This window comes from Streptomyces sp. CNT372, from assembly GCF_000377145.1.
Map to the genome: position 1 here is coordinate 19604 of NZ_KB897786.1, position 24014 is coordinate 43617.

Annotated in this window: 16 protein-coding genes; 12 read left to right on the top strand and 4 right to left on the bottom strand. The window is 76.2% G+C overall.

Translation table 11 applies throughout. The features are described from left to right. Positions 1–133: 133 nt before the first annotated feature. From C593_RS0121565 to C593_RS0121575, 3 genes are read left to right on the top strand one after another with little or no spacing between them, the layout of a single operon-like run. Positions 134–2644, top strand: a complete 2511-nt coding sequence (locus C593_RS0121565; RefSeq protein WP_026277932.1) for an ATP transporter ATP-binding protein/permease — start codon at positions 134–136, stop codon at positions 2642–2644. A 6-nt stretch (positions 2645–2650) separates the two neighbouring features. Beyond that, positions 2651–4066 (top strand): hypothetical protein, encoded by a 1416-nt coding sequence (locus C593_RS33420; RefSeq protein WP_018849394.1) that lies wholly within the window; start codon positions 2651–2653, stop codon positions 4064–4066. Next, the gene (locus C593_RS0121575) at positions 4066–5070 is read left to right on the top strand and encodes a serine/threonine-protein kinase (RefSeq protein WP_018849395.1); all 1005 of its coding nucleotides are present in this window, start codon (positions 4066–4068) and stop codon (positions 5068–5070) included. The genes C593_RS33420 and C593_RS0121575 overlap by 1 nt, the downstream gene beginning before the upstream one ends. 29 nt (positions 5071–5099) lie before the next feature. On the opposite strand, the gene C593_RS0121580 is transcribed toward C593_RS0121575, so the two are convergent. Then, positions 5100–6380 carry a streptophobe family protein gene (locus C593_RS0121580; RefSeq protein WP_018849396.1) on the bottom strand — a complete coding sequence of 427 codons (1281 nt, stop codon included), beginning with the start codon at positions 6378–6380 and terminating at the stop codon, positions 5100–5102. Positions 6381–6674: 294 nt separating this feature from the next. Between C593_RS0121580 and C593_RS30170 the strand changes: the two genes are divergently transcribed. From C593_RS30170 to C593_RS0121615, 7 genes are all read left to right on the top strand, one after another. Further along, entirely contained in the window at positions 6675–8036 is a 1362-nt protein-coding gene (locus C593_RS30170; RefSeq protein WP_486591165.1) for a DUF6777 domain-containing protein, read from the top strand. 183 nt (positions 8037–8219) lie between these two features. Further along, entirely contained in the window at positions 8220–9722 is a 1503-nt protein-coding gene (locus C593_RS0121590) for an extracellular catalytic domain type 1 short-chain-length polyhydroxyalkanoate depolymerase (protein ID WP_018849398.1), read from the top strand. A gap of 48 nt (positions 9723–9770) precedes the next feature. Beyond that, positions 9771–11234 (top strand): 3-hydroxybutyrate oligomer hydrolase family protein, encoded by a 1464-nt coding sequence (locus C593_RS0121595; RefSeq protein ID WP_018849399.1) that lies wholly within the window; start codon positions 9771–9773, stop codon positions 11232–11234. Between the two features lie 98 nt (positions 11235–11332). Next, entirely contained in the window at positions 11333–11719 is a 387-nt protein-coding gene (locus tag C593_RS0121600; RefSeq protein ID WP_018849400.1) for a DUF6479 family protein, read from the top strand. 174 nt (positions 11720–11893) lie between these two features. Then, positions 11894–12502, top strand: coding sequence for a 2Fe-2S iron-sulfur cluster-binding protein (locus tag C593_RS0121605; protein ID WP_018849401.1), 609 nt, complete (start codon positions 11894–11896; stop codon positions 12500–12502). Continuing rightward, entirely contained in the window at positions 12499–13488 is a 990-nt protein-coding gene (locus tag C593_RS0121610; protein WP_018849402.1) for an FAD binding domain-containing protein, read from the top strand. The genes C593_RS0121605 and C593_RS0121610 overlap by 4 nt, the downstream gene beginning before the upstream one ends. Beyond that, the gene (locus C593_RS0121615; RefSeq protein WP_018849403.1) at positions 13485–15638 is read left to right on the top strand and encodes a xanthine dehydrogenase family protein molybdopterin-binding subunit; all 2154 of its coding nucleotides are present in this window, start codon (positions 13485–13487) and stop codon (positions 15636–15638) included. Before C593_RS0121610 ends, C593_RS0121615 begins: the two co-directional genes overlap by 4 nt. On the opposite strand, the gene C593_RS0121620 is transcribed toward C593_RS0121615, so the two are convergent. Together C593_RS0121620 and C593_RS0121625 are read right to left on the bottom strand one after the other, a co-directional pair. After that, on the bottom strand, positions 15589–16395 hold the full coding sequence (locus C593_RS0121620; RefSeq protein ID WP_018849404.1) for a uracil-DNA glycosylase: 807 nt from the start codon (positions 16393–16395) through the stop codon (positions 15589–15591). The two genes, C593_RS0121615 and C593_RS0121620, sit on opposite strands and share 50 nt — an antisense overlap. A gap of 1 nt (position 16396) precedes the next feature. Continuing rightward, positions 16397–19096 carry a SpoIIE family protein phosphatase gene (locus tag C593_RS0121625; protein WP_018849405.1) on the bottom strand — a complete coding sequence of 900 codons (2700 nt, stop codon included), beginning with the start codon at positions 19094–19096 and terminating at the stop codon, positions 16397–16399. Between the two features lie 136 nt (positions 19097–19232). On the opposite strand from C593_RS0121625, the gene C593_RS0121630 reads away from it, so the two are divergent. After that, complete coding sequence (locus tag C593_RS0121630; protein ID WP_018849406.1) at positions 19233–20162, top strand: MurR/RpiR family transcriptional regulator; 930 nt, start codon at positions 19233–19235, stop codon at positions 20160–20162. A gap of 445 nt (positions 20163–20607) precedes the next feature. Further along, on the top strand, positions 20608–21045 hold the full coding sequence (locus C593_RS0121635; RefSeq protein ID WP_018849407.1) for a hypothetical protein: 438 nt from the start codon (positions 20608–20610) through the stop codon (positions 21043–21045). An 89-nt stretch (positions 21046–21134) separates the two neighbouring features. Here C593_RS0121635 and C593_RS0121640 read toward each other — a convergent pair whose 3' ends face one another. Then, on the bottom strand, positions 21135–24014 hold the full coding sequence (locus C593_RS0121640; protein WP_018849408.1) for an NHLP bacteriocin export ABC transporter permease/ATPase subunit: 2880 nt from the start codon (positions 24012–24014) through the stop codon (positions 21135–21137).

Below are 24014 nucleotides of genomic sequence, written 5' to 3' on the forward strand. Positions count from 1 at the left end.
GGCCGGACCCGCAACCCGCACGGCCCGCGCTCGGTCGGCGCAATCAGAGGGCCGGGGTGCGTGACCTGCGCCAGGGTTCGCACCACGGGCGGACCACCGGGCGGCCGGACGGGCAGATCGTTAGAATTCGGACATGGCAGAGCGCCCTGTCGCACCGACGGCGCCCGAACTCCTCGTGGAAACCGACAGCGGATCCACGGTGCTGAGTCCGAGCCGGGACTACCACGTCGGCCGCGACCCCCTCAGCGACATCGTGATCGACGACGCACGCGTCTCCTGGCACCACGCGGTGCTGCACGCGGTCGACGACCACTGGACCGTCCACGACGAGGACAGCACCAACGGCACGTACACCGAGGGCCATCGCATCCGGCAGTGGAGCGTCGGCCCGGGCAGCGTGATCCGGTTCGGCAGCGCGGCGGACGGCCCGAGCGCCACCCTGGTGCGCCGGGCCCCGGCCCGCGCCGCACCACCCGCCCCCGGACCGGCGGCCCCGGCCAAACCCGCGCCCCCGGCACCGCCCGGCACCGACGGACAGCCACCCGGTACCGACGGAGAGCCGCCCGGACGGGACGCACAGCCACCCGGACCCGAGCCGCAGCCACCCGGACACGGGGAACAGCGCCCCGGAGCCGCGCGCCCCTCCTCGGTGTCCATGCCCTCCGCCACCGGAACCTTCCGCCGCCCCACCACGGTCCGCCCGCTGCCCGCCCGCACCGTGCGCATCGGCCGGTTCCCGGACAACGACCTCGTGGTGGACGACCTGATCGTCTCCCGCCGGCACGCCGAACTGCGCTCCCTGGCCGACGGCGGCTACGAGATAGCCGACCTCGGCAGCCACAACGGCACCTACCTCAACGGCCGCCCGGTCGGCCGCGCCCCGGTGCGGCCCGGCGACATCGTGGGCATCGGCCACTCCGCGTTCTGCCTGGTGGGCGACCAGCTCCAGGAGTTCGTGGACACCGGCGAGGTCTCGCTCGACGTGCAGGACCTCGCCGTCTCCGTGGACCGGGGCCGCAAGACCCTGCTGGACCATGTGTCCTTCCCCGTCGGCGAGAAGTGCCTGCTGGCCGTGGTCGGTCCCAGCGGCGCGGGGAAGTCCACCCTGCTCAACGCGCTGACCGGGCTGCGGCCCGCCGACTCCGGGACGGTCCTGTACGACGGGCGCGACCTGTACCGCGACTACGCCGAACTGCGCCAGCGGATCGGGCTCGTCCCGCAGGACGACATCCTGCACACCCAGCTGACCGTCCGCCGGGCCCTCGGGTACGCGGCCGAACTGCGCTTCCCGCAGGACACCGCCCGCGCGGAACGGCAGGAGCGCGTCGCCGAGGTGATCCGCGAACTGGGCCTGGAGGAGCGGGCCGGCCAGCCCATCCACAGCCTCTCCGGCGGCCAGCGCAAGCGGGTCAGCGTCGCCCTGGAACTGCTCACGAAACCGTCCCTGCTCTTCCTCGACGAGCCGACCTCGGGCCTGGACCCCGGGATGGACCGCTCCGTGATGCACATGCTGCGCGGGCTCGCCGACGACGGGCGCACGGTCGTGGTGGTCACGCACAGCGTGCTCAGCCTGGACGTGTGCGACCGGCTGCTGGTCCTCGCGCCGGGCGGCCGGATCGCGTACTACGGCCCGCCGGAGGACGCCCTCGCGTACTTCGGCACCGAGCAGTGGCCGGAGGCCTTCGAGGCGTTCGAGACCGACCGGGAGCGGGACTGGGCGGGAGGGTACGCGGCCTCGCCGTTCCACACCCGGTACATCGCGGGCGGGACGGCCCGGCCGCCCGTGCCCGCCGGTCCGGCGGCCGGGCCGGTGGCGCCGCCGCCGAAGGCGCAGAGCTGGGGCGCCCAGTTGCGGACCCTGGTGCGCCGGTACGCGGCGGCCCTCGCCGCGGACCGGACCTTCCTGGTCATCATGATCGCGCTGCCCTTCGTGATGGGGGCGATGGCCCGGGCTCTCGCGGGCAGCGTCCTGGACCGGGAGACGGCACTCAACGCGCTGCTCATCCTGTGTGTGGGCGGGGTGCTGACGGGTGCGGCCAACGCGGTGCGCGAACTGGTCAAGGAGCGCGTGATCTACCGGCGGGAACGGGCGGTCGGGCTGTCCAGATCGGCGTATCTGATGTCGAAGATCGTCGTCCTGGGCACGGTCACGGTGGTGCAGGCGGTCGTGCTGACGCTGGTCGCACTCGTGGGCGTGGACCTCAACGCGCCGGGCGGCGAGGGCGTGGTGACCCTCCCGCTGGTCGAGATCACCCTCGCCGTGGCCCTGCTGGCGTTCACCGCGATGATGCTCGGCCTGCTGGTGTCCGCCCTGGTGCGCAAGGAGGAGGTCACCATGCCGCTGCTGGTCCTCCTGGCGATCGTCCAGGTCGTCTTCTGCGGGGCCCTGCTGGAGCTGGACGTCGTGCCCGTCATCGAGCAGCTCGCCTGGCTGGTGCCGTCGCGCTGGGCGCTGGCGGCGATGGCCGGGACCATCGACCTGGGCCGGATCGTGCCGGGCGAGCTGAGCAGCGACCCGCTGTTCGCGCACTCGGTGGGGATCTGGCTGCTCGACATGGGCATGCTGGTCGTGCTGTCCGCGCTGTTCGGCTTCGCGGTGGCCCGTCTGCTGCGGCGGCACGAGCCCGCGATCATGCGGAAGTAGGCGCCAGTGACGAGCTGGGAGTTCGCCCCGACCCACGTCGTCCCCCGCGCCGGGATGCCGGCCTGGGAGACCCCCGACACCGCCCGCCCCACCGCGCCCATGGACCCGCTGCTGCCGGTGCAGCTGCTGGAGCGGCGCGGCGACTGGGCGCAGGTCCTGTGCGTCAACGGCTGGTCGGCGTGGGTGGACGGGCGGCTGCTGGTCCCCGTCCCCGCCGAGCCGCCCCCGGCGGGGAACCCGACGGAGTCCGCCGAGGACCCCCGGCCGCTGCTGGCACGCGTGGACGACTCGCTGGGCCGCTACCGCCGCGCGGCGGAGGACCTGGCGGCCGGCCGCACGGACGGCGAGGGGTACCGGCGGCGCACCCAGGGCCTGCGGGTCGGGATGGTGGTGGACGGGGAGTCGATGTGGCTCTTCGACGCGGAGCACGAACGGTGGGTGCACTGCGACGGGACGCGCCTGACCACGCTGGCGGCGGGGTCCCAGCCCGCCGCGGGCCCGTCGCCCCCGGAGCCGGGCGGGGCGGCGGGGGCGGGACCGGCGCCCGCGCGGCCCGGTCCCGATGCGCCCCGGGCTGTGGCCCCGGCCCCGGACACCGCCGCGCCCCCGCCCGCGTCGCCGCCGGGTGGCGCGGGCGGGGCGGCGGGGCACGACCCCACCCGGGTCGTGACGCCGGAGCCGCGGCAGCGGCAGGCCGAGCCGCCCCGGCCAGCGGGGCGCGACGCCGCAGCGCCCCGCGCCGGTGACGACGCACAGCTTCCGGACGCCACCCGTGTCGTCGGCGCGACCCCCGCCCCGGAGGCCGCCTCGCCCGCCCCGGACGCCCCCGATCCGGCCCGCGCCGTCGCCCCGGCACCCGGCGCGCCCGAGCCGACCCGCGCCGCGGACCCCGGCCCCGAGGCCCCGGAGCCGACCCGCGCCGTCGGCCCCACGCCGGAACCGGCAGACGTCCCCGAGCCGACGCGCTTCGTGGACCCCGCCCCCGAGACCCCCGAGCCGACGCAGGCGGAGCCCCCGGCGTCCGGCCCCGCCGAGCCCACCCGCGCCGTCACCCCGGCGCCGGAACCGGCAGACGGACCCGAGCCCACCCACGCCGTGGACCCCGCCCCCGAGACCCCCGTACCGACGCGGGCGGTGCCCCCGGCGTCCGGCCCCGCCGAGCCCACCCGCGCCGTCACCCCGGCGCCCGAAGCATCCGGCGCCCCCGAGGCCACCCGCGTCGTCGCCCCCGTCGAAGGGCCGCACGAACCCACCCGGGTCGTGTCGGCGCCGCCGCCGGTGGAGGGCGGGCCGGAGCGCGACCGCCGGGGACGGGACGCCGGTGAGCAACCCGGGCACGAGCCCACCCGGGTCGTTCGGGCACCGGCCCCCGGCCGGACGGGGGGCCCGGCCCGGAAGGACCCGCGAGGCGGTGAGCGGTGATGGCCGAGGCCGCCTCACCGCACGCCGGGCGCCCGTCCGAGCTGGTCGGCCGCAAGGTCGCCGACTACCTCGTGGAGCGCGAGATCGGCCGCGGCGGCATGGCCGTGGTGTACCGGGCCCGTGACCTGCGGCTGGACCGTACGGTCGCGCTCAAGCTGCTCGCGCCCGAACTCGCCCGGAACGACACCTTCCGGCAGCGCTTCAGCCACGAGTCGCGGGTGGCCGCGTCCATCGACCACCCGCACATCGTCCCGGTGTTCGAGGCCGGCGAGACCGACGGGATGCTCTACATCGCGATGCGCTACGTCGCCGGGCAGGACCTGCGCGTCCTGCTGGACCGCCAGGGCCCGCTGCCGTTCCCCACGGCGGGCCGGATCGCGGCCCAGGTGGCCTCCGCGCTCGACGCCGCGCACGCGCACGAGCTGGTGCACCGGGACGTCAAGCCGGGGAACATCCTGATCGCCGAGGGCACCGACAGCGAGCACCCCGAGCATGTGTACCTGACCGACTTCGGGCTGACGAAGAAGTCGCTGTCGCTGACGGGGTTCACCACCGTGGGCCAGTTCGTCGGCACGCTGGACTACGTGGCGCCGGAGCAGATCTCGGGCCGTCCGACCGACGGCCGGTGCGATGTCTACAGCCTCGCCTGCGTGGTGTTCGAGACCCTGGCGGGGGCGCCGCCGTTCCGCCGGGACGACGACATGGCGCTCCTCTGGGCCCACCAGTACGACCCCGCGCCGCCGCTGACGGAGCAGCGGCCGGATCTGCCGGCGGCCGTCGACGCCGTGCTCGGCAGGGCCCTGGCCAAGGACCCGGAGGACCGGTTCGCCTCCTGTACGGGTTTCGTCGCGGCGCTGCGGGCCGCGGCGCGGGCCGGAACGCCCCGCACGCCCACCCGGGTGGTGGGGCCGGGCGGTGGTGCGGGCGGCGAGGACGGGGCGGGACGCCCGCCCGAGCCCCCGCGCTGGGCCCGCCCGGTGTTCCGCGGGGCCGCCGCTCAGTGACGCCCCAACGCGCCCGGCCGGACGGCCGGTCAGTCCTTCGGCGGGGCCTCGCCCTGGTGCCGGAAGCGCGTGGCCAGCAGGCCCCCGGCGAAGCCGGCCACCAGCCCCCAGGCCGCGCCCAGCCCCACGTTCCGCCACAGGACCGGCCGCAGCGACACCTCGCCGCCGAGGTCGCCCCCGAGGTCGCCGATGCCCAGCAGGGAGAGACCGTAGTGCGCCTCGACCCGGGCCAGCAGGGACACGCACAGCACGGTGACCGCGAGGGCGACGGCCAGGTGCAGGGCGTGCCGCCACGGCGGGATCCGGGCCGGGGAGCGGACGGCCATGAGGAAGCCGGCCGCGAGGACGAGGACCGCCGCGCCGGCCAGCAGCCACCAGGCCCGGCCGTCGCGTTCTGTCAGGGTGCCGAGGTCCACCGTGGAGAGGTCGCCGGTGCGCAGGACCTGGTCGAGGACCTGCGGCACGGGCAGCCCGAAGGGGCCCTCCGCCCGCCCCTGCCACGCCCCGCCGAGACCCACGGTCAGGGCGAGCCACACCAGGTTGGGCAGGCCCAGGAGGATGACGGCGAAGGTGTCGGCGGGGTGCCCGCGGGTGGCCGCCACCACCAGCCCGATGACCAGTCCGACGGCGAGGGCGGCGAGAAGCAGCACGACCATCGCGTGGGCGGCGGGCCGGACCCCCTCCTGGAAGCGCAGCAGCGGGGAGGGCAGCGGCGCTCCCCGCGAGACGAGCAGGGCGAGGGCGAGTACCCCCGCCAGCCACAGCAGTCCGATGACCAGGGTCTGCGGGACCTCGGTGCGGAAGCCGACGCGCGGTTCGACGCCGAACAGGTCGCCGATGAGACCGCCGGTGGGGTCGTCGAAGGTGATCGCGAAGGTGTGCCGGGCGAGGACGGCGAGCCCGGTGAGGCCGAGCAGCCACAGCACGGCGATCCGCAGGGACCAGCCGGCGAGTTCGGGTGCTCCGGCCACGGCCCGGCGGCGCAGCGGCCGCAGGAAGCCGGCGGCGACGGTGAGGGCGCCGGCGACGGTGACGGAGAGCGGGAGGGCGGTCAGTCCCGCGTCGGCCTCGGCGATCGCCCCCGTGTCCCCCGCGACCTCGACGGACCCGCCGGCGGCGAGGACGACGACCGCGGCGACGACCTTCACATAGGCGCCGTCGGGGAGGCCGGCCGCCCCCGCGGCCCACAGGCCGAGCGCCGCGGTCACGATCATGGCCAGGAGTCCGGCGACCACGGCCAGCAGTGCCTGGGGCCAGCCGTGTGCGGCGCGCGGCGGCGCGGCCGGGGCGGTCGTTGGGTGGTCGCTCACACGGCCACGCTAAACAGGGCGCGGCGGGTGCGCGCCCCGGGAGGAGCCGACCGCGTCCGGGTCCGGGCCACAGGGCGGAGCCGACCGCGTCCGGGTCCGGGCCACAGGGCGGAGCCGACCGCGTCCGGGTGCGCGCACCGGGGCGGAGCCGACCGCGTCAGGGGGCCCGGCCCCGGGGCGGGGCCGGGCTGACGACTTGCGGGCCCCACGGCCGCCGGGCAGACAATGGGCAGGGAGGGGGAGGCCCGCGGACCGCGTGCCTCGTCCGCGTCTTGCTCCGGGAAGAAGCGCCCCATGAGTACCGAACCCCCGTCACCGTCCGGATCCTCACGGTCCCCGTCGTCCGGGCACCCGCCCGCCGGTCCGCCGTCGTCCGACCGTCCGACGGGTCCGCCGTCCGGACCGCTGTCGGGCGGCTCGCAGCCCGGCGCGACGCGCCCGGACTCCTCGTCCCCCGGCTCTGGGCCGCCCGGTCCGGGCGGCTCGGGCGCGTCCGGTCCGCCGGGGCCGGGCGGCCCCGGGGGTTTTGGTGGCGGCCCGGGCCCGGGCGGTCCCGATGGGCCGGAGGGCGGCGCGCACGCCGGGTCCGGCGGACCGGGCAGGCCCTGGTGGCGGTCCGCGCCCCGGATCGCGCTGGTGTCCTGTGTGGTGATCGCCGCGGTGGTCGCCGCCGTGGTGCTGACCCGGCCGGGCGGCAACGGCGGCGGGGAGCAGGGCGAGGTCTTCCTCCAGGCGGCGAGTACCAGTGGTCCGGACCCGTTCACCGAGTCGACGGCCCGGGACACGACCCCGCCCGAGGCGTCGCGGTCCCCCGAGCGCAGCCCCACCGGCACCCCGGCCACGCGCAGTGTGCGGGGCTCCTCCCCGGGGCTGTACGGCGGGACGCGTGACGTCGCGAGCTGCGACGTGGAGAAGCAGGTGCGGTTCCTGTCGGCCACCCCGGACCGGAACCGGGCCTTCGCCGAGGTGCAGGACATCGCGCCGGACCGGGTTCCGGCGTACCTGCGGTCGCTGACGCCCGTGCAGCTGCGCATGGACACCCGGGTGACCAACCACGGCTTCCGGGACGGCGGTCCGGCCTCCTACCAAGCGGTGCTCCAGGCCGGGACGGCCGTGCTGGTCGACGACCGGGGCGTGCCGCGGGCGCGCTGCGCCTGCGGGAACCCGCTGCTGCCGCCCGTCGCCCAGGACACGGCACCGAAGCAGGTCGGCGACCCCTGGCCCGGCTACCGGGCCTCGGAGGTCGTGGTGGTGGCCCCGGCCGAGAAGCCGGTGAAGGAGTTCGTGCTCTACGACGCCGAGTCCAAGGACTGGATCGCGCGTCCCGCGGGCGACACCACCGCCAAGGGCGACAAGGAGACGGAGGAGCCGGGCGGTGACGGCTCGCCGAAGCCGGACCCGTCCACCTCGCCGGACCGTTCGCCCGGTGAGTCGCCGCCGTCCTCCGAGGACCCGGGGAGCGATCCGCCCCCGGAGCAGCCGCCGTCCGAGCAGCAGCCCCCGCCCGAGGACCCGCCGTCCGCGCCGCCGCCCTCCGAGGAGCCGCCGCCCGCGTCCGAGCAGGGCTCCCAGCCGGCGCCGGACCCGGCGTCCGAGCCCGCTCCGGAGGCGCCGCCGAGTCCCGGTCCGCAGTCCGCACCGCGGGCCGCGGTCTGACGGGAGCTCCCGGCCGCCGCCCCAACGGCCGTCCGCGCGGCGGCCGTTAGCGCGTGGGGCGGTGTCGCGCAAGGGGGTGCGGCAAGGCGTCGCGGGGCACCGCTATGGGTGCCGTCACCATGTCCCGCACCGGTGGTCCCTTCCTACCGTGACCGGCGTCACCGTCGGCTGCGGGAGGTTCGGATGTTTCGTCGTGAAGGGCGGCCGGAACGCGTCCGGCCGCGCCCGGTCCCGGGTTCCCCGGGCGTCCGCCGTCCGGTCGGGCGGCTGCTCGCGGTACTGGCCGTCCTGCTGGGCGGGCTGTGGTTCGCCCCTGCCTCGCCCGCGCGGGCGGCGGTCCCCCTGGAGCGGGTCGTGTCCTTCGGCGCGAACTTGGGCGCGCTGGAGATGTACGTGTACCGGCCGGCGTCGCTGCCGCCGCAGCCGGCCGTGGTCGTGGCCCTGCACGGCTGCACCCAGAGCGCGCGGCTGTACGCGGACAACGCGGGCCTGACGGAGCTCGCGGACCGCAGGGGCTTCCTGCTGGTGTTCGCGGGCACCACCTCGGCGAACAACCCGAGCGGCTGCTTCAACTGGTTCCAGGCGGCGGACAACCGGCGCGGCCGGGGCGAGGCGGAGTCGGTCCGGCGGATGGTGGCGCACGCCGAGAGCGCCTACGGGGCCGACCCGGGACGCACCTTCGTGACCGGGCTGTCGGCGGGCGGCGCGATGACCGCGGTGATGCTGGCCGCCTATCCGGACGTGTTCGAGGCGGGCGCGGTCGTCGCGGGCATCCCGTACGACTGCGCCCGGGACGCGGGCCCGTACCCCTGTATGAGCCCGGGGTCGGACCGGACGCCGGCGGTCTGGGCGCAGCGGGTGCGCGAGGCCCATCCGTCCCACGGCGGGCCCTGGCCGCGAGTGGCTGTCTGGCACGGCGACCGGGACACCACCGTCGCCCCGCGCAACGCGGACGAGCTGCGGGACCAGTGGACGGCGGTGCACGGGATCGGCCAGAGCCCGGACCGGACGGACTCCATCGGCCCGAACGGCACCCGGCGCGAGCAGTATCTCGACGGGGCCGGCCGGGTCGCGGTGGAGGTGGACCGGGTGCCGTCGGTCGGCCACGGCACACCCGTGGACCCGGGCAGCGGCCCGGAGAACTGCGGCGCCACCGGGACCGCGCACTTCATCGACTCGATCTGCTCCGCCCGCTGGATCGCCGAGTTCTTCGGGCTGACGGGCGGCGGCGAACCGGACCCGGGGACCCTGCCCGCGCCCACCGGGCTCACCGTTGCGGGCACCACCGGCAGCACCGTCTCACTGCGGTGGGACGCGGTCCCGGGCGCTACGGGGTACGCGCTCCGCCGGGACGGCACCGTGGTGGCGCGCCCCACAGAGGCGGCCCATACGGACACCGGCTTGAACATGGGGTCCCGCCATATGTACACGGTCGCGGCCCTTGGCGCGGACGGCGCCGAGGGCGCCCGCTCCCCGGCGGTCACCGTCACCACACCGGGCGGCGCCGTCTGCTGGACCGCCGACAACTACGCCCATGTGCAGGCGGGCCGCGCCACCACCGGCGGCGGCCGCACCTATGCCCAGGGTTCCGGCCAGGACATGGGGCTCTACAACACGTTCGTCACCCACACCCTCAGGGAGTCCCCGCCGGGGCACTACGTCGTCGCCGACGGCGCCTGCCCCTGAGCCGGCCCGCACCCCCTGTCCCTCTCACGCGTCCCAGGAGGCCGCACCGTGCGCTCCATCCCGCCGTCGGGCACCGTCCCCGCTCCCCCGCCCCGCCGCCCGGCCCACCGGCTGCTGCCGGGGGCCGCCGCGGCGGCCGCCCTGCTGCTCTGCGTCACCGCCGTGCCCGCCGCCGCCCGGCAGTCCGCCCCGCCCGGGGGCGGAGCCGGGCACTGCGCCGGAGTCGCCGAGCTGCGGGTGCCGGGCGCCCGGCGGCTGACGGCCGCCTGCCTCGACGAACTGACGACCGCCGGCACCGTCGCCTCCGGTCACACCGACCCCGCCGACTGGGCCGGACTCACCCCCGCGGGCCTCGCCACCCCCAGCGGGGTGCCGGGCATCCAGCTGGACGGCCACTTCCAGGACGACTCGTCCGGCAACACCAACCACGGCTGGATGCGGGACTCGCAGTTCGTCGTCCGGCTGCCCGACCGCTGGAACGGCGGTCTGGTGATCGCGGGTTCGCCGGGCGTGCGCGAGCAGTACGCCAACGACCGGGCGATCTCGGACTGGGTGCTCGCACGCGGCTACGCCTTCGCCGCCACCGACAAGGGCAACACCGGCGCGGACTTCCACCGGGACGGCACCGCACCCGGGGACGCGGTGGCCGAGTGGAACCGCCGGGTCACCGAACTCACCCGGGCGGCCCGCGCGGTCGTCGACCAGCGCTACCACCGCCCTCCCCGGCGCACCCTGGTCACCGGAGTGTCCAACGGCGGCTATCTGGTGCGCTGGCAGCTGGAGAACCACCCGGAGCTCTACGACGGCGGAGTGGACTGGGAGGGGACCCTCTGGCGCGCCGACGGCCCGAACCTGCTCACCTTCCTGCCCCCGGCGCTGCGCCACTACCCGGTGTACGCGGCAGGCGGGCCGGACGCGCCGCGTGCCCACCGGGAGCTGGTGCGAGCCGGGTATCCGGCGGGCTCGGAGTTCCTGTGGCCCTACCACCACCGGTACTACTGGGACCTGACGCAGCGGATCTACCGCGAGGAGCTGGACCCGGGCTTCGACGGCCCGCTGGAGGCGGGCACCCCGTTCTGCGCCCCGGGCACCCCGGCGTGCGACGCGGACTACGCCTACCGGCAACGTCCCCGAGAGGTCCGCGAGGCGGTGCGGAAGATCGCGCTCACCGGGCGGATCGGGAAACCCCTGATCACCCTGCACGGCACCCTGGACGTGCTGCTGCCGATCGGCGAGGGCTCGGACGTCTACGCGCGGATGGTCCGCGACGCGGGCCGGGGCTCTCTGTTCCGCTACTACCGGGTCGGGGGCGGCACCCACGTCGATTCGCTGTACGACGTGTTCCCGGACCGGCTGCGTCCGCTGACGCCGTGCCACCGCTCGGCGTTCACCGCGCTGGAGTCCTGGATCGGGCGCGGCGAGCGGCCCGCCCCGAGCCGCACCCTGCCGCTCCCGCCGCCGGGCCGGGGCGACGGCGCGGACCTGCTGAACCGCTGCTCGCTGCGCGGCTGAGGCCGCCCCTGGGGCGTGCCCGCGCGACCCGGGCGGCGTGGTGCGCCGTCCGGGTCGATCACGGCGGTCATCGGCGCGGGACGGGGTAGTCGGTAGGCATGACCCTTCACAGTGCATCGGCCAACGACACCGCCACCCAGCTCGCCAGCGACGGAGCCCCGGCGGTCATCGTCTTCCTGCTCGTCGTGGTCGGTCTGCTGGTCCTGCTCGTGTACGTCGTCTGGCGGCAGGGCGCCAACCGGCGCCGCGACGCTCCGCCCACGCGCGACGAGCTGCCGACCCCGCCGGCCCGCCAGTCCCATGTCGAGTCCCGCTTCGAACCGGACGAGATCGACCCCGAGCAGGGGCGCCAGACCCCGGGGCGGCTCACCCCGCACGAGATGCACGGCTACGGCAACATGGGCAGCCGCCCCGTGGCCGAACCGCCGGAGCACGAGGGCGACGACGACACCGCGGCGCCCGGCGACCGGCGCCCCGGCTCCTGACCCCGGACGGCTTCCGCACCGGTTGCCGGGCCGGCGCCGCACCCCGTCACCGGCCCCGTCGCCGGGTGCTCCCGGCGCGCGCCGCGCCGCGTTCCGCCACAGGCTGGTAGGTGCCGCCGGACCAAACCGACGTCCGGCGCACCACGGTACGGCCGGAGCGGACGGAGGCGACGCGTGGAAGCCAGCACCACGACCGGGCCGGCGGGCCCCGGCGCCCGGGCCCACTCCTCGGTGGTCACCCTCCGGGTCAACGGGGTCGCCTGGACGCTCGCCCTGGATCACCGGACCACCCTCCTCGACGCGCTGCGCGAGCGGCTGTCGGTGACCGGCCCGAAGAAGGGCTGCGACCACGGGCAGTGCGGTTCCTGCACGGTCCTGGTCGACGGCCGCCGGCTGCTCGCCTGCCTGCTGCCCGCGGTGGCGTACGGCGGGGCACGGATCACGACCGTCGAGGGGCTGGCCCGGAGCGGACGGCAGCACCCCCTCCAGGAGGCGTTCACCGCCCGGGACGCGTTCCAGTGCGGCTACTGCACGCCGGGCCAGCTCTGCTCCGCCGTCGGCATGATCGCCGAGGCGGCCGCGGGGCACCCCTCCCTCGTCACCGGGGACGAGACCGCGGACGGAGCGGAGGGCGGACCGCAGGACACGGGCGGGGGCGGTGCGGGCGCCGCCCGGCCGGTGCCGCTGACGGCGGCCGAGATCCGCGAGCGGATGAGCGGCAACCTCTGCCGCTGCGGCGCGTACACCCACATCGTGGCGGCGATCGAGGACGTGGCGGGATGAGGCCCTTCGGCTATGTGCGGGCCGGGAGCACCGCGGAGGCGCTGGCCGCGTACGCGGCCGGGCCCCGGGCGCAGTTCCTCGCCGGCGGGACCAATCTGGTCGACCTGATGAAGCTGGGCGCCGCCTGTCCCGGGGTCCTCGTCGACATCGGGCGGCTGCCGCTGGACGGCGTCGAGGAGACCCCGGAGGGCGGGCTGCTCATCGGGGCGACGGTCCGCAACAGCGACCTGGCCGCGCACCCCCTGGTGAGGTCCCGCTACCGGGTGCTCTCCCGGGCCCTGCTGTCCGGCGCGTCGGGGCAGCTGCGGAACGCGGCGACCACGGGCGGGAACCTCCTCCAGCGCACCCGGTGCCTGTACTTCCAGGACGTCACCAAGCCCTGCAACAAGCGGGTGCCCGGCAGCGGCTGCCCGGCCCGGGAGGGCGTGCACCGGGACCTGGCGGTCCTCGGGCACTCGCCGTCCTGTGTGGCCACGCACCCCTCCGACATGGCGGTGGCGCTCGCCGCCCTGGATGCCACCGTGCGCATGGAGAGCGCGGCCGGGACGCGTACCCTCCCGGCGACCGCCTTCCACCGGCTGCCGGGCGGCCGGCCGGAGGCGGACACCGAGCTGCGGGCGGGCGAGCTGATCACCGCGGTGGAGCTGCCGCCGCCGGTGCCGGGCGCGCGTTCCGCGTACCGCAAGGTCCGGGACCGGGCCTCGTACGCCTTCGCACTGGTGTCGGTGGCCGCGTCATTGGCCGTCGAGGACGGGCGGGTCCGGCACGCGGCGCTGGCGTTCGGGGGTCTGGCGCACCGGCCGTGGCGGGCGTGGACGGCGGAGGAACGGCTGCTGGGGGCGCCCGCCGCGCCGGAGACGTTCGCCCGGGCGGCGGAGGCCGAGCTGGACGCGGCCGAACCGCTGCGGGACAACGGCTTCAAGGTGCGCCTCGCCGGGGATCTGGCCGTGCGGGTGCTCTCGGACCTCGCGGAGGGTGCCCGGTGAACGCGCCCGGGGGCGGCGCGGCCGGGCGGGAGTCCAGGGACGGCGCGGCCGGGCGGGAGTCCGGGGGCGGCGCGGTACGGCAGGAGGCGGCGGAGAAGGTGACCGGCCGGGCCCGGTACGCGGCGGAGTACCGGCCGCCGGACCGGCTGCACGCCTGGCCGGTTCCGGCCACGGTCGCCCGGGGCCGGATCACCGGGATCGACACGTCCGCCGCCCTGGCCCTGCCCGGCGTCCTCGCGGTGCTCACCCACGAGAACGCGCTCCGGCTGGAGCCGCCCGACGACCCCACGCTGGCGGTCCTCCAGGACGACCGGGTCCCGCACCGGGGCTGGTACGTGGCGCTCGTCGTGGCCCGGTCGCCGGAGGAGGCCCGGGCGGGCGCCGACGCGGTACGGGTGGCGTACGCGGTCGAGGAGCACGATGTCCGCCTGGACCGCGACCGGCCGGACCTGTACACCCCCCGGGAGGCCAACGGCGGCCACCCCGGGCTGCGGGAGCGGGGCGACCCGGACGGGGCGTTCGCGGGTGCGGCGGTGCGGGTGACGGCGGAGTACGCGCTGACCGCCCTGCACAACCATCCGATGGAGCCGCACGCGGCGACCGCCCAGTGGCGGGACGGCACCCTGACGGTCCATGACTCCAGTCAGGGCGCGGACATGGTCCGGGCGGTCCTGGCACATATGTTCCGGCTGGACCGGCAGCACGTCCATGTGGTCTCGGCACATGTGGGCGGCGGCTTCGGCAGCAAGGGCACACCCCGGCCCCATGTGGTGCTGGCCACCATGGCGGCGATCCACACAGGCCGGCCGGTGACCCTGGCGCTGCCGAGGCGGCAGTTGGCGGCGGTGGTGGGCCACCGGGCGCCGAGCCTGCACCGGGTGCGCCTCGGGGCGGACGCCGGCGGGCGGATCGTTTCGCTGGAGCACGAGGTGGTCACCCGGACCTCCCGGGTGCGGGAGTTCGTGGAGCAGGCGGCGGTCCCCGGCCGGGTGATGTACACCTCGCCGCACAGCCGGACGGTGCACCGGGTGGCCGCCCTGGACGTGTCCACGCCCTCCTGGATGCGGGCCCCCGGGGAGGCGTCCGGTATGTACGCGCTGGAGTCGGCAATGGACGAACTCGCCTGCGCGGCGGGCCTGGACCCGGTGGAGCTGCGGCTGCGCAACGATCCGGACCGGGAGCCGGACAGCGGACGGCCGTTCAGCAGCCGGAATCTTGCGGCCTGTCTGCGCGAGGGCGCCCGGCGGTTCGGCTGGGACCGCCGTGATCCGCGCCCCGGAACGCGCAACGAGGGCGGCACGCTGTGGGGTTCGGGGGTCGCGGCCGGGACGTATCCGGTGCTGGTGGGCCCGTCGCGGGCGAGTGCGCACGCGGATCCGGACGGCCGCTTCCGGGTCCGGGTCAACGCCACGGACATCGGCACCGGGGCGCGGACGGTCCTGGCCGGGATCGCGGCCGAAGCGCTGGGGGTGCCGCAGGAGGCGGTGCGCGCGGAGATCGGGAGCACGGAGCTGCCGGCCGCCCCGCTGGCGGGCGGTTCCGCGGGCACCGCGTCCTGGGGGTGGGCGGTCCACCGGGCGGCCGTCCGGCTGGCGGAGCTGCTCGCCGGGCACGGCGGGCGGGTGCCGCCCGAGGGGCTCGCGGCGACGGCCGACACCCGCGAGGAGGCGGGAGCCGAGGTGCCGTACGCCCGGCACGCGTTCAGCGCGGTGTTCGCCAAGACGGCGGTGGACGCGGTGACCGGTGAGGTGCGGCTCGCGCGGTTGCTCGGGGTGTTCGCCGTGGGGCGGGTGCTCAACCCGCGCACCGCCCGTTCCCAGCTGGTCGGCGGGCTGGTGATGGGCGCGGGCATGGCCCTCACCGAGGGCAGCACCACCGACCCGCGCTTCGGGGACACGGCGGAGTGCGATCTCGCCTCCTACCATGTGCCGGTCTGCGCGGATGTGCCGTCCGTGGAGGCGCACTGGGTCGCGGAGGAGGACCCGCATCTGAACCCGATGGGCAGCAAGGGCATCGGCGAGATCGGCATCGTGGGCACGGCCGCGGCGATCGGCAACGCCCTGCACCACGCGCTGGGCGCGCGGCTGCGGGAGCCCCCGTTCACCCCGGACAAGGTCCTGGCGGTGCTGCACCGCGAGCCGGGGCGGTGAGCCGGGCGGCGCGCACGAACACGTCCACCAGCATGGGCGGATCGACCCGGCCGGTGGAGACGTTGCGCCGGCTCGGGTGGTAGCAGCCGAGCAGGGTGAGGGTGCCGGGACGGCCGTCGGCTCGGACCAGGTCGTACGCCGTGCCGTGGCCGAACGCGGGTGCGGGGCGGGGCAGTCGCCAGCCGGCGTCCCGCAGGACGGGGAGGAGGGCCTGCCAGCCGAAGCCGCCGAGGACGACGATCGCGCGCAGGTCCGGGAGCAGGGCGAGTTCGGCGGTGAGCCAGGGGCGGCAGGTGTCGCGTTCACCGGTGGTGGGGCGGTTCCGCGGCGGGGCGCAGTGGACGGGCGCGGTGATCCGGACGCCGTGCAGGGCCAGTCCGTCGCCGCGGTGCAGGGAGGCGGGCGAGGACGCAAGCCCGGCCGCGTGGAGGACGGTGAAGAGGAGGTCGCCGGAGGGGTCGCCGGTGAACATGCGGCCGGTGCGGTTGCCGCCGTGCGCGGCGGGGGCGAGACCGACGACGGCGAGGGCGGCACCGGGCGGGCCGAAGCCGGGCACGGGCCGGGCCCAGTAGGTCTCCTCGCGGTGGCCGGCGCGGCAGGTGGCCGCCACCTCCTCCCGCCAGGCGACCAGCCGGGGGCAGGCGCGGCAGCGGGTGACCTCCCGGTCGAGGGCCGTCAGACCGGCGCAGCCGGGTGCGGTGGCGGCCGGGAAGCGGGGGTCGTCGGGGCCGCCGGGCCGGCCGGGCGGGGGCGGCACGTCAGCGGGTGGGCCGCCGGGGCCCGTCGGTCCAGCGGGCGGTGAGCAGCAGCGCGATGTCGTCCGGCCGGTCGGAGACCTCGCGGGCCTCGTTGATGAGCCGGTCCGCGGTGCCGGCGAGCGACGCCTCGCCGACGGCGGACAGGGCGCGCCGCAGCCGCTCGATGCCGATGTCGATGTCGATACCGGGCTGTTCGACCAGCCCGTCGGTGAACAGGGCCAGCACCGCGCCGGGTTCGAGGTACAGCTCGGTGACGGGGTAGGCGGCGTCCGCGTCCACGCCGAGGACCACGCCGCCGGGCAGGTCCAGGACCTCGGTGCGGCCGTCGGGGTGGCGCAGCAGCGGCTGGAGATGGCCGGCGCGGACGGCCTGGGCGCGTCCGGTGGCGGGGTCCAGGACGAGGTAGCAGCAGCTGGCGAACTGGCCCGGGTCGAGGTCCATGAGGAGCTGGTTGGTGCCGCGCATAACCTCCTCGGGACTGTGGCCGCTGACCGCCAGGGCCCGGACGGCGCTTCGGAGCTGTCCCATGGTGGCGGCGGCGGAGACGCCGTGGCCCTGGACGTCGCCGATGGCGAGCCCGAGGCCCTGGCCGGTGTCCATGACGTCGTACCAGTCGCCGCCGACCTCCATGCCCTGGGTGCCGGGGAGGTAGCGGGCCACGGTGTCGAGTCCGTCGACGACGGGGAGGCGGTGCGGGAGGAGTCCGTCCTGGAGGCCGCGGGCGAGGGCGGCCTCGGAGTCGTAGCGCTGGGCGCGCTGGAGGGCCTGGGCGATCAGCCCGGCGAGGGCGGTCAGCACGGTGCGTTCCTCGGGGCTGAAGCCGCGCGGCTGGTCGAAGCCGAGGATGCAGGAGCCGACGGGCCGGCCGGAGGCAATCAGCGGGAGGAAGGCCCGGGCGCCGACATGGGCGTCGAGCGGGATGCCGGGGTAGGCGCGGGCCAGGTGCTGCATGGACTCGAAGAAGAGGGGCCGGCCGGTGGTCAGGGTCTCCACGCCGGGGAGTTTGGCGTCCAGGCCGACGCCGTCGAAGCGGTTGAGGAAGCCCCGGGGGAAGCCGGTCTCCCAGGACAGGTAGAGATGGCGGTCGCTGAGCAGGTAGATGGCGAGCTGGCGGCCGCCGAAGGCGGGCAGCAGTTCCTCGGTGACGACGGCGGAGACCTGACGGGCGGTCACGGCCTCGGTGAGGGCGATGGCGAGGGCGACGGGCCGGTACAGGGCGACGGCCCGGTCGGCCGGGGAGCCGATGCCGCTGCCGGGGGCGAGGACGGACTCCGGGGCGTAGGCGGGCTGGTCGCCGGGGCTGAGGGTGACGGTCAGGCCGTCCAGCCCGGCGAAGATCGAGACCGAGAGCCAGCCCTCGTCGCGGGAGACCAGGAAGTGCACGGGGTCCCCGGAGAGCAGGGCGGAGCGGTAGTGGTCCTCGAAGGCGGCCTGGCCGAGCCAGGGGACGGCCTTCCACAGGACGCGTCCGAGCAGGTCGGAGCGGGGCCGGGCGAGCAGGGTCTCGGCGTGCGCGTTGACGTAGCCGATGCGGCCGAGGCGGTCGATGGAGCAGACGCCGTGCGGGAGGCGGTCCGCGGACTCGGCGACGACCGGGCCCGCGCCGAGGTCGACCAGGAAGCCCGTGAGGCGGGTGCCGGGCGCGGTCCGGTCCGAGTCGCCGCGCCGGCCGGAGAGTTCGACCAGGTGGGGGCGGCCGTCGGAGCCCTGGAGGCGCAGCCGGCGGGTGACCGGCCGGTCGGACGCGGCGGCCTGGCCCGCGACGGCCCAGAGGCCGTAGGCGTCCTCGGGTTCGATACGGGCGGCGAGTTCCTCGACGCTGACGGGCAGGCGGGCGGGTCTGATGCCGAGGATGCCGCACCAGCCGGCGTCGCCGGTGACGGTGCCGGCGGTGAGGTCCCAGTCGAAGGAGCCGAAGCGGACGGGCGGCGAGGAGAGGGCCGGCAGGGTGACGGCGAGCGGGGCGCCCGCCCACTCGATGGGGCGGCGGGCGGTGGGCATGGCGGCGAGGGTGGCGCCGAGGCGGGCGGCGATGCCGGTGATACGCCGGCGGTCCGCGTCGCCGACCGGCCGGCCCGGGGTGGCGGACCTGAGTACGCTGATCACGCCGAAGGTCTCGCGGCCGTGGGTGATCGGCACGTACAGGGAGCCGAAGGGGAACGGCAGCCCGGCCATCAGCTGCGGATAGCGCCGCATGGCCTCCTCGGCGTCGCCGAGGTAGACCGGCTGGGCGGAGCGGTAGCAGTCCGAGTGCGGGAACGGGCGGTTGACGTGCATCCGCCACCAGTGCCGGAACAGGTCCGCGGGGAGCCCGGCGATCACCGCGAGGAGCAGCAGCTCGGGGGTGTTGGTCCGCATGTACAGCCCCCCGGCGAACCCGCCGACGGCCTCGATCGCGGCGGCCTCCGCTTGCGCGAGCACCATGGCGAGCTCGTCACGCGGCGGGCCGTCCCCGCCGTCGGGCGCGTCCGACGGCGGGGACGCGGGATCGGGCGCGTCCGCGCGGGGCGCGGGATCGGGGGCATTCGAGGCGGGCGCGGGATCGGGCGCGTCCGCGCGGGGCGCGCCGGTGCCGCGGGCGGGGCCGCCCCGGCCCGCGGGGGCGTGCGGTGGTGTCCCCCGGGCGGCCGTGGCAGGCGCCTGGGGGTCGGGGCGCTCGGCATCGGGTTCGGGGCGCCCGCCCGCGCCGTACCGGGTCATCTTGTCAGGATGCTCCCCGGCGGGCCGGATCCGCATCTCCGAATGGGCCGGGGCCCGGCGGTGGGCGCGGACGCGGGGCGGGTGGGCCGTCTGAGCTAGATTTGAGCACGGCCGGTACCCACGAAGGAGGCACACGGTGGCATCAGGGCAGCAGGCTCGCGCTCAGGCCGCCGCGATCACGCCGGGGCGCCGGGAGCCGGAGCCGGTCTTCGCGGCCGCCCCCGCGGACCGGGTGCGCGCCCTCTTCGGCAGCCACCGGCTCTCCCCCGGGCAGCGCCGGATCGCGCAGTACATGATCGACCACCTCACCGAGGCGGCCTTCCTGTCGATCACGGACCTCGCGGAGCGCGTGGGGGTCAGCCAGCCCTCCGTGACCCGGTTCGCCACCTCCCTCGGCTACAGCGGCTTCCCCGCACTGCGCGAGGCCCTCCAGCCCATCGCGCTGAGCGCGGTCGCCGGGGCGCAGGAGACCCGGGAGGAGATCCGGCGCAACGAGCTCCAGGCGGCCGTGGACGCGGAGATCGCGAACCTGGAGAGCCTGCGGCGGGTGCTCGCCGACACCGACCAGGTTCTCGACCTGGGCCGTGAGCTGGCCCGCTCGGTGCCGCTGACCGTGCTGGGACTGCGGATCTCGGTGTCGCTGGCGGAGTACTTCGCCTACGCGGCCCGCCGTATCCACCCCGACGTCCGGCTGGTGACCCGGGGCGGTTCGGTCGCCTACGACGCGCTGCTGCAGTCGCGGGAGGCGGGCGGGACCTGGGTGCTGGCGTACGCGATGCCCCGGCACGCCAACGAGACGCTGGCGGCGCTGCGGGCGGCGCACAGCACGGGTCTGCGGGTCGCCCTGATCACGGACCTGACGCTGGGGCCGCTGGTCGACGAGGCGGATGTGACGCTGTGCGCCGGCACCGGCTCCCGCCTGGTCTTCGACTCGTACTCGGCGCCCGGGGTGCTCTCCGCCGCCGTGCTCCAGGCCATGGCCGACGCCGATCCGGAGCGGACCCAGTCACGGCTGGAGGGCTACGAGCAGGTGGCCGAGCAGCACGACTTCTTCCTGGAGGACTGACCGCGCCCGGCGGCGCGGCCCCTCCCTTCGGCGGGACGTTCCCCGGTGGCGCGCCCCGCCCCCGGCCGTCGCCCCGGCCCCGCACTCGCGTACCGGCCGAGGACCACCGGCCGATGGCCCGATGTGCGCGCAGACCTTCCCGTGTGACCCGCGTGTTAACGGGACATTTTCACGTCGTGACGTGCATGAAATTTTTCATACCCTTGCTTACTCAACGGTATATATATTTACTGCTTCTGGCAGCTGGTCCTGCGCCACCACGGGCGCGGGTGCCGCTCCCGAACCGAACACCCGGTGTCGGCGCTCCCTCCTCGCGTCCGTCTCCGGTGTTCAATCCGGGCACTCCGTCGTACCGCGGAATGCCCCTTGGCGGTCCCGGTCAACCCCTGGGCCGGGACCGCCACAAGCCTCTCGACCAGAGACCCGATCACCCGGAAGCGACGCCATGCACCCGATCTCCTCCGTACCGGGCCCCGACTGGCCCTGCCAGGTCAGGACGCCCGGTTCGCGCGACTGGGAGCGGACGGCGGCCCGGTGGCTCCGGGACCTCCTGCCGGCCCGGTACGCCGGATACGCGACGCTCACCCGCCACCACGTCCTGCTCGCCCGCCATGTGCAGCTCCAGCTCCAGCACGAGATGCGCGCGGTGCGGGTCGGGCTCCAGACGGCCCGGGCCGAACTGCCCACCCTGGGCGTGGCCGAGGCCGTCATCGAGAACACCATCCGGCTGTACGCGGCCGAGCTGGAGCAGCTGAACCGGCTCGCACGCGGCGTCCGCCTGGTCTCCGACGCCCTCGTCGCCGAGGCCGCCGGACAGCCGGCCCGCCGCCGGCCGCTCCCCGGCGTGGCGCACACCGCGCAGCCGGTCCCCCGGGCCTCCTGAGCCCCCGGGGCCTTCGCGGCACCCGCCGCGCCTCGCGGACGCGTCCGGCCGAGCGCGCCCGGCGCCCCCCGCCCCGGGACCGCGGAAGCTCACGCCAGCTGCCTGCGCACCAGCTCGTACAGCTGCCCGCCCGGGTTGCGGAGCAGGTCGGCGGGGCGGCCCTCCTCGACGATCCGGCCCTCGGACATCACGATCACGCGGTCCGCGTCCATCACCGTGGTCAGCCGGTGGGCGATCACGACCCGGGTGGCGCTGAGGCTTCGGGTGGACTCGATGACCGTGCGCTGGGTCTCGTTGTCGAGGGCGCTGGTCGCCTCGTCGAAGTAGAGGATGCGGGGCCTGCGGACGAGGGCCTGGGCGATCATCAGCCGCTGGCGCTGGCCGCCGGAGACGGCGCCGCCGTTCGCGATCATCGTGTGCAGCCCCATGGGCATCCGCCTGATGTCCTCGGCGAGGCCCGCCATCTCCGCCGCCGCCCAGACCTCCTCCTGGGTGAAGGTCTCCGCCCCGCAGACGCACTCCATCACGGAGCCGTTGAGCGGCTGCGCGTTCTGGAGGACGACCCCGCACTGACGGCGCACCGCGGCCCGGTCGAGGGCGGCCAGGTCCTGCCCGTCGTAGAGGACCGAGCCGGACTCCGGACGGTCGAAGCCGATGAGCAGCCGCAGCAGGGTGGACTTGCCGCAGCCGGACGGGCCGACGATCGCGACGAACTCGCCCGGGCGCACCGAGAGGGAGACGTCGTCCAGGACCGCGGGGCCGTCCCCGGTGTAGCGGAAGGTCAGTTTCCGGGCCTCGACCGCGCCGGTCAGGGTGCCGGGGCGGGAGCTCGCGCCGCGCACCTCGGGGCTCTCTTCGAGGATCGGCCGGACCTGCTCGAACATCGGCAGCACCGCGACCGCGGAGACCAGGACGCCGGTGAGCTGGGTGACCGAGGTCAGCAGCATGGTGACGGCCGCGTTGAAGGTGAGGAACTCGCCGGCCGACATGCTGCCCCGGGCGGGCCCGGCCAGCAGCATGAACATCACCAGGGAGCAGAGCGGCAGATAGACGGCGTCCAGGACGGTGGTGAGGTTCTTGATCCGGCCGACCCGCTGCTGGAGGTCCCGGGAGCGGGCGAACTCGACCGCCCAGGCCGCGTAGGCGAAGCCCTCGGCCGCGGCGACGCGCAGTTTGGGCAGGCCGCGCAGGGTCTGGAACGCCTGGTTGTTGAGCTTGTTGCCCAGTTCGACGAGCCTGCGCTGCCAGCGCACCTGCCACAGGCCGAGGACCAGGAACACCACGGCGACGCCCAGCAGCATGCCGAGGGCGGCGAGGGCCAGCGGCACGCTGTACCAGAGCAGCAGCGCGATGTTCACCAGCCCGACGGTGGCCGACTGGACGGCGACCGGTCCGATGCCGGACATCACCCGCCGCATGGAGCCGATGCCCATGGCGGCGCTCGCCAGTTCGCCGGTGGACCGCTCGGTGAAGAAGCGGGTCGGCAGGCGCAGCAGCCGGTCCCAGACCGCGGGCTGGAGCACGCTCTCGATCCGCCCCTCCAGCCGGAGGATGGTCAGGTTCTGCATCAGCGTGTACGCGGCCGAGACGATCCCCGCGATCATCACGGCGAGGGCGGTCTGCACGATCGGCCCGGTCTGCGCGTGGGGGACGTACTCGCCCAGCACCCGGCCGGTGGCGATCGGCACCAGGGCGCCGAGGCCGACGGTGACCAGGCCCGTGAGGAGCAGCCGGCGGAGGTCGGCACGGCTGCCGCGCAGTCCGAAGCGGGCCAGGGCGAGGACACTCGGGGGGCGTTCGGGCAGGGGCCGGTAGAACATCAGGGCGCGTGGCTCGAAGTCGTCCGCGTTCCCCTCGCCGACGCGGGCCCGGGAGCCGGTGGCGGGGTTGACCGCCTCGTAGCGGCCGCGCCGCCACAGCAGGGCGACGGGGGCGCCGGAGGCGGCGCGGTGGCCGACGAGGGGGCCGCTGTCGGTCCGCCACCAGGGGCCGGTGAGCCGGACGGGCCGGGTGCGGACGCGGGAGACCTGGGCGACCCGCTCCACCGGGGAGACCCGTTCGTCGCCGCCGTCCTCGCGCGGGGGCCGGGTGAGGGTGATGCCCGCGGCGCGGCCGACGGCGTCGCAGACGGCGAAGACGGCGTCGTCGCCCGCGGCCGGCGCGGTGGCGCGCCCGCCCCGCCCGGGACGGGCGATGGACGCGATCAGTGCCTCGTCGGCGCGGGCGCGGACCTCCTCCCCGGCGCGGACGCCGGCCGCGGCCCGGTCCTCGTGGGCGCGTTCTGCCTGCTCGATCCACTGGTCGACGGCGGTCAGCAGGCGGTGCTGCTGATTCACCATCCGCTGCCACATGGCGCCTTCGACGAGGAGGTCGGCGGCGGCCTCGGCGCTGTAGGTGGCGCCGAGGCGGACACTGCCGGGGTCGACGGGCATCCAGAGCACGTCGTCGTCGGCCATGCCGGTGTCGCCGGGCGGGCGTCCTTCGAGGGGGGCCTGGAAGAGGACGCCCAGGCCCCGGCCGATGCCGAGGGCGAAGGCGTACTCCAGCTCGGCCCAGGGGCTGGGCAGTTGGGCGGGGGCGTCCGGGTGGGGGCCGGCGGGGTGCTGCCACCGGCCGGTGTGCGGGTCCTGCCCGTACGGGTCGGGGTAGAGCTCGCGCAGCGGGACGCGGCGGAGGGCGCACCCGCCCGAGGGGCGGCCGAGGAAGGTGTGCCGGGGGCCGGCGACCGGGCCGAGCAGCAGGGTGCCGGGTTCCAGGCGGCCGAGGAAGTGCCAGTGGCCCTCCTCGGCCGCGTCGACCGCGAACAGGTCGAGGAAGCCGGCGGTGACGAGCCACAGGACGTGCGGGCCCTCCAGGGGGAGGCTGCCCGGGCCGGTGCAGTCGACGGGGGTGCCGAGCCCGCCGAGGGCCCGGACGACGGGGTCACCGGACGGCTGGTGCTGGTGGGGGTGCTGGTGGGGGACGGTCAT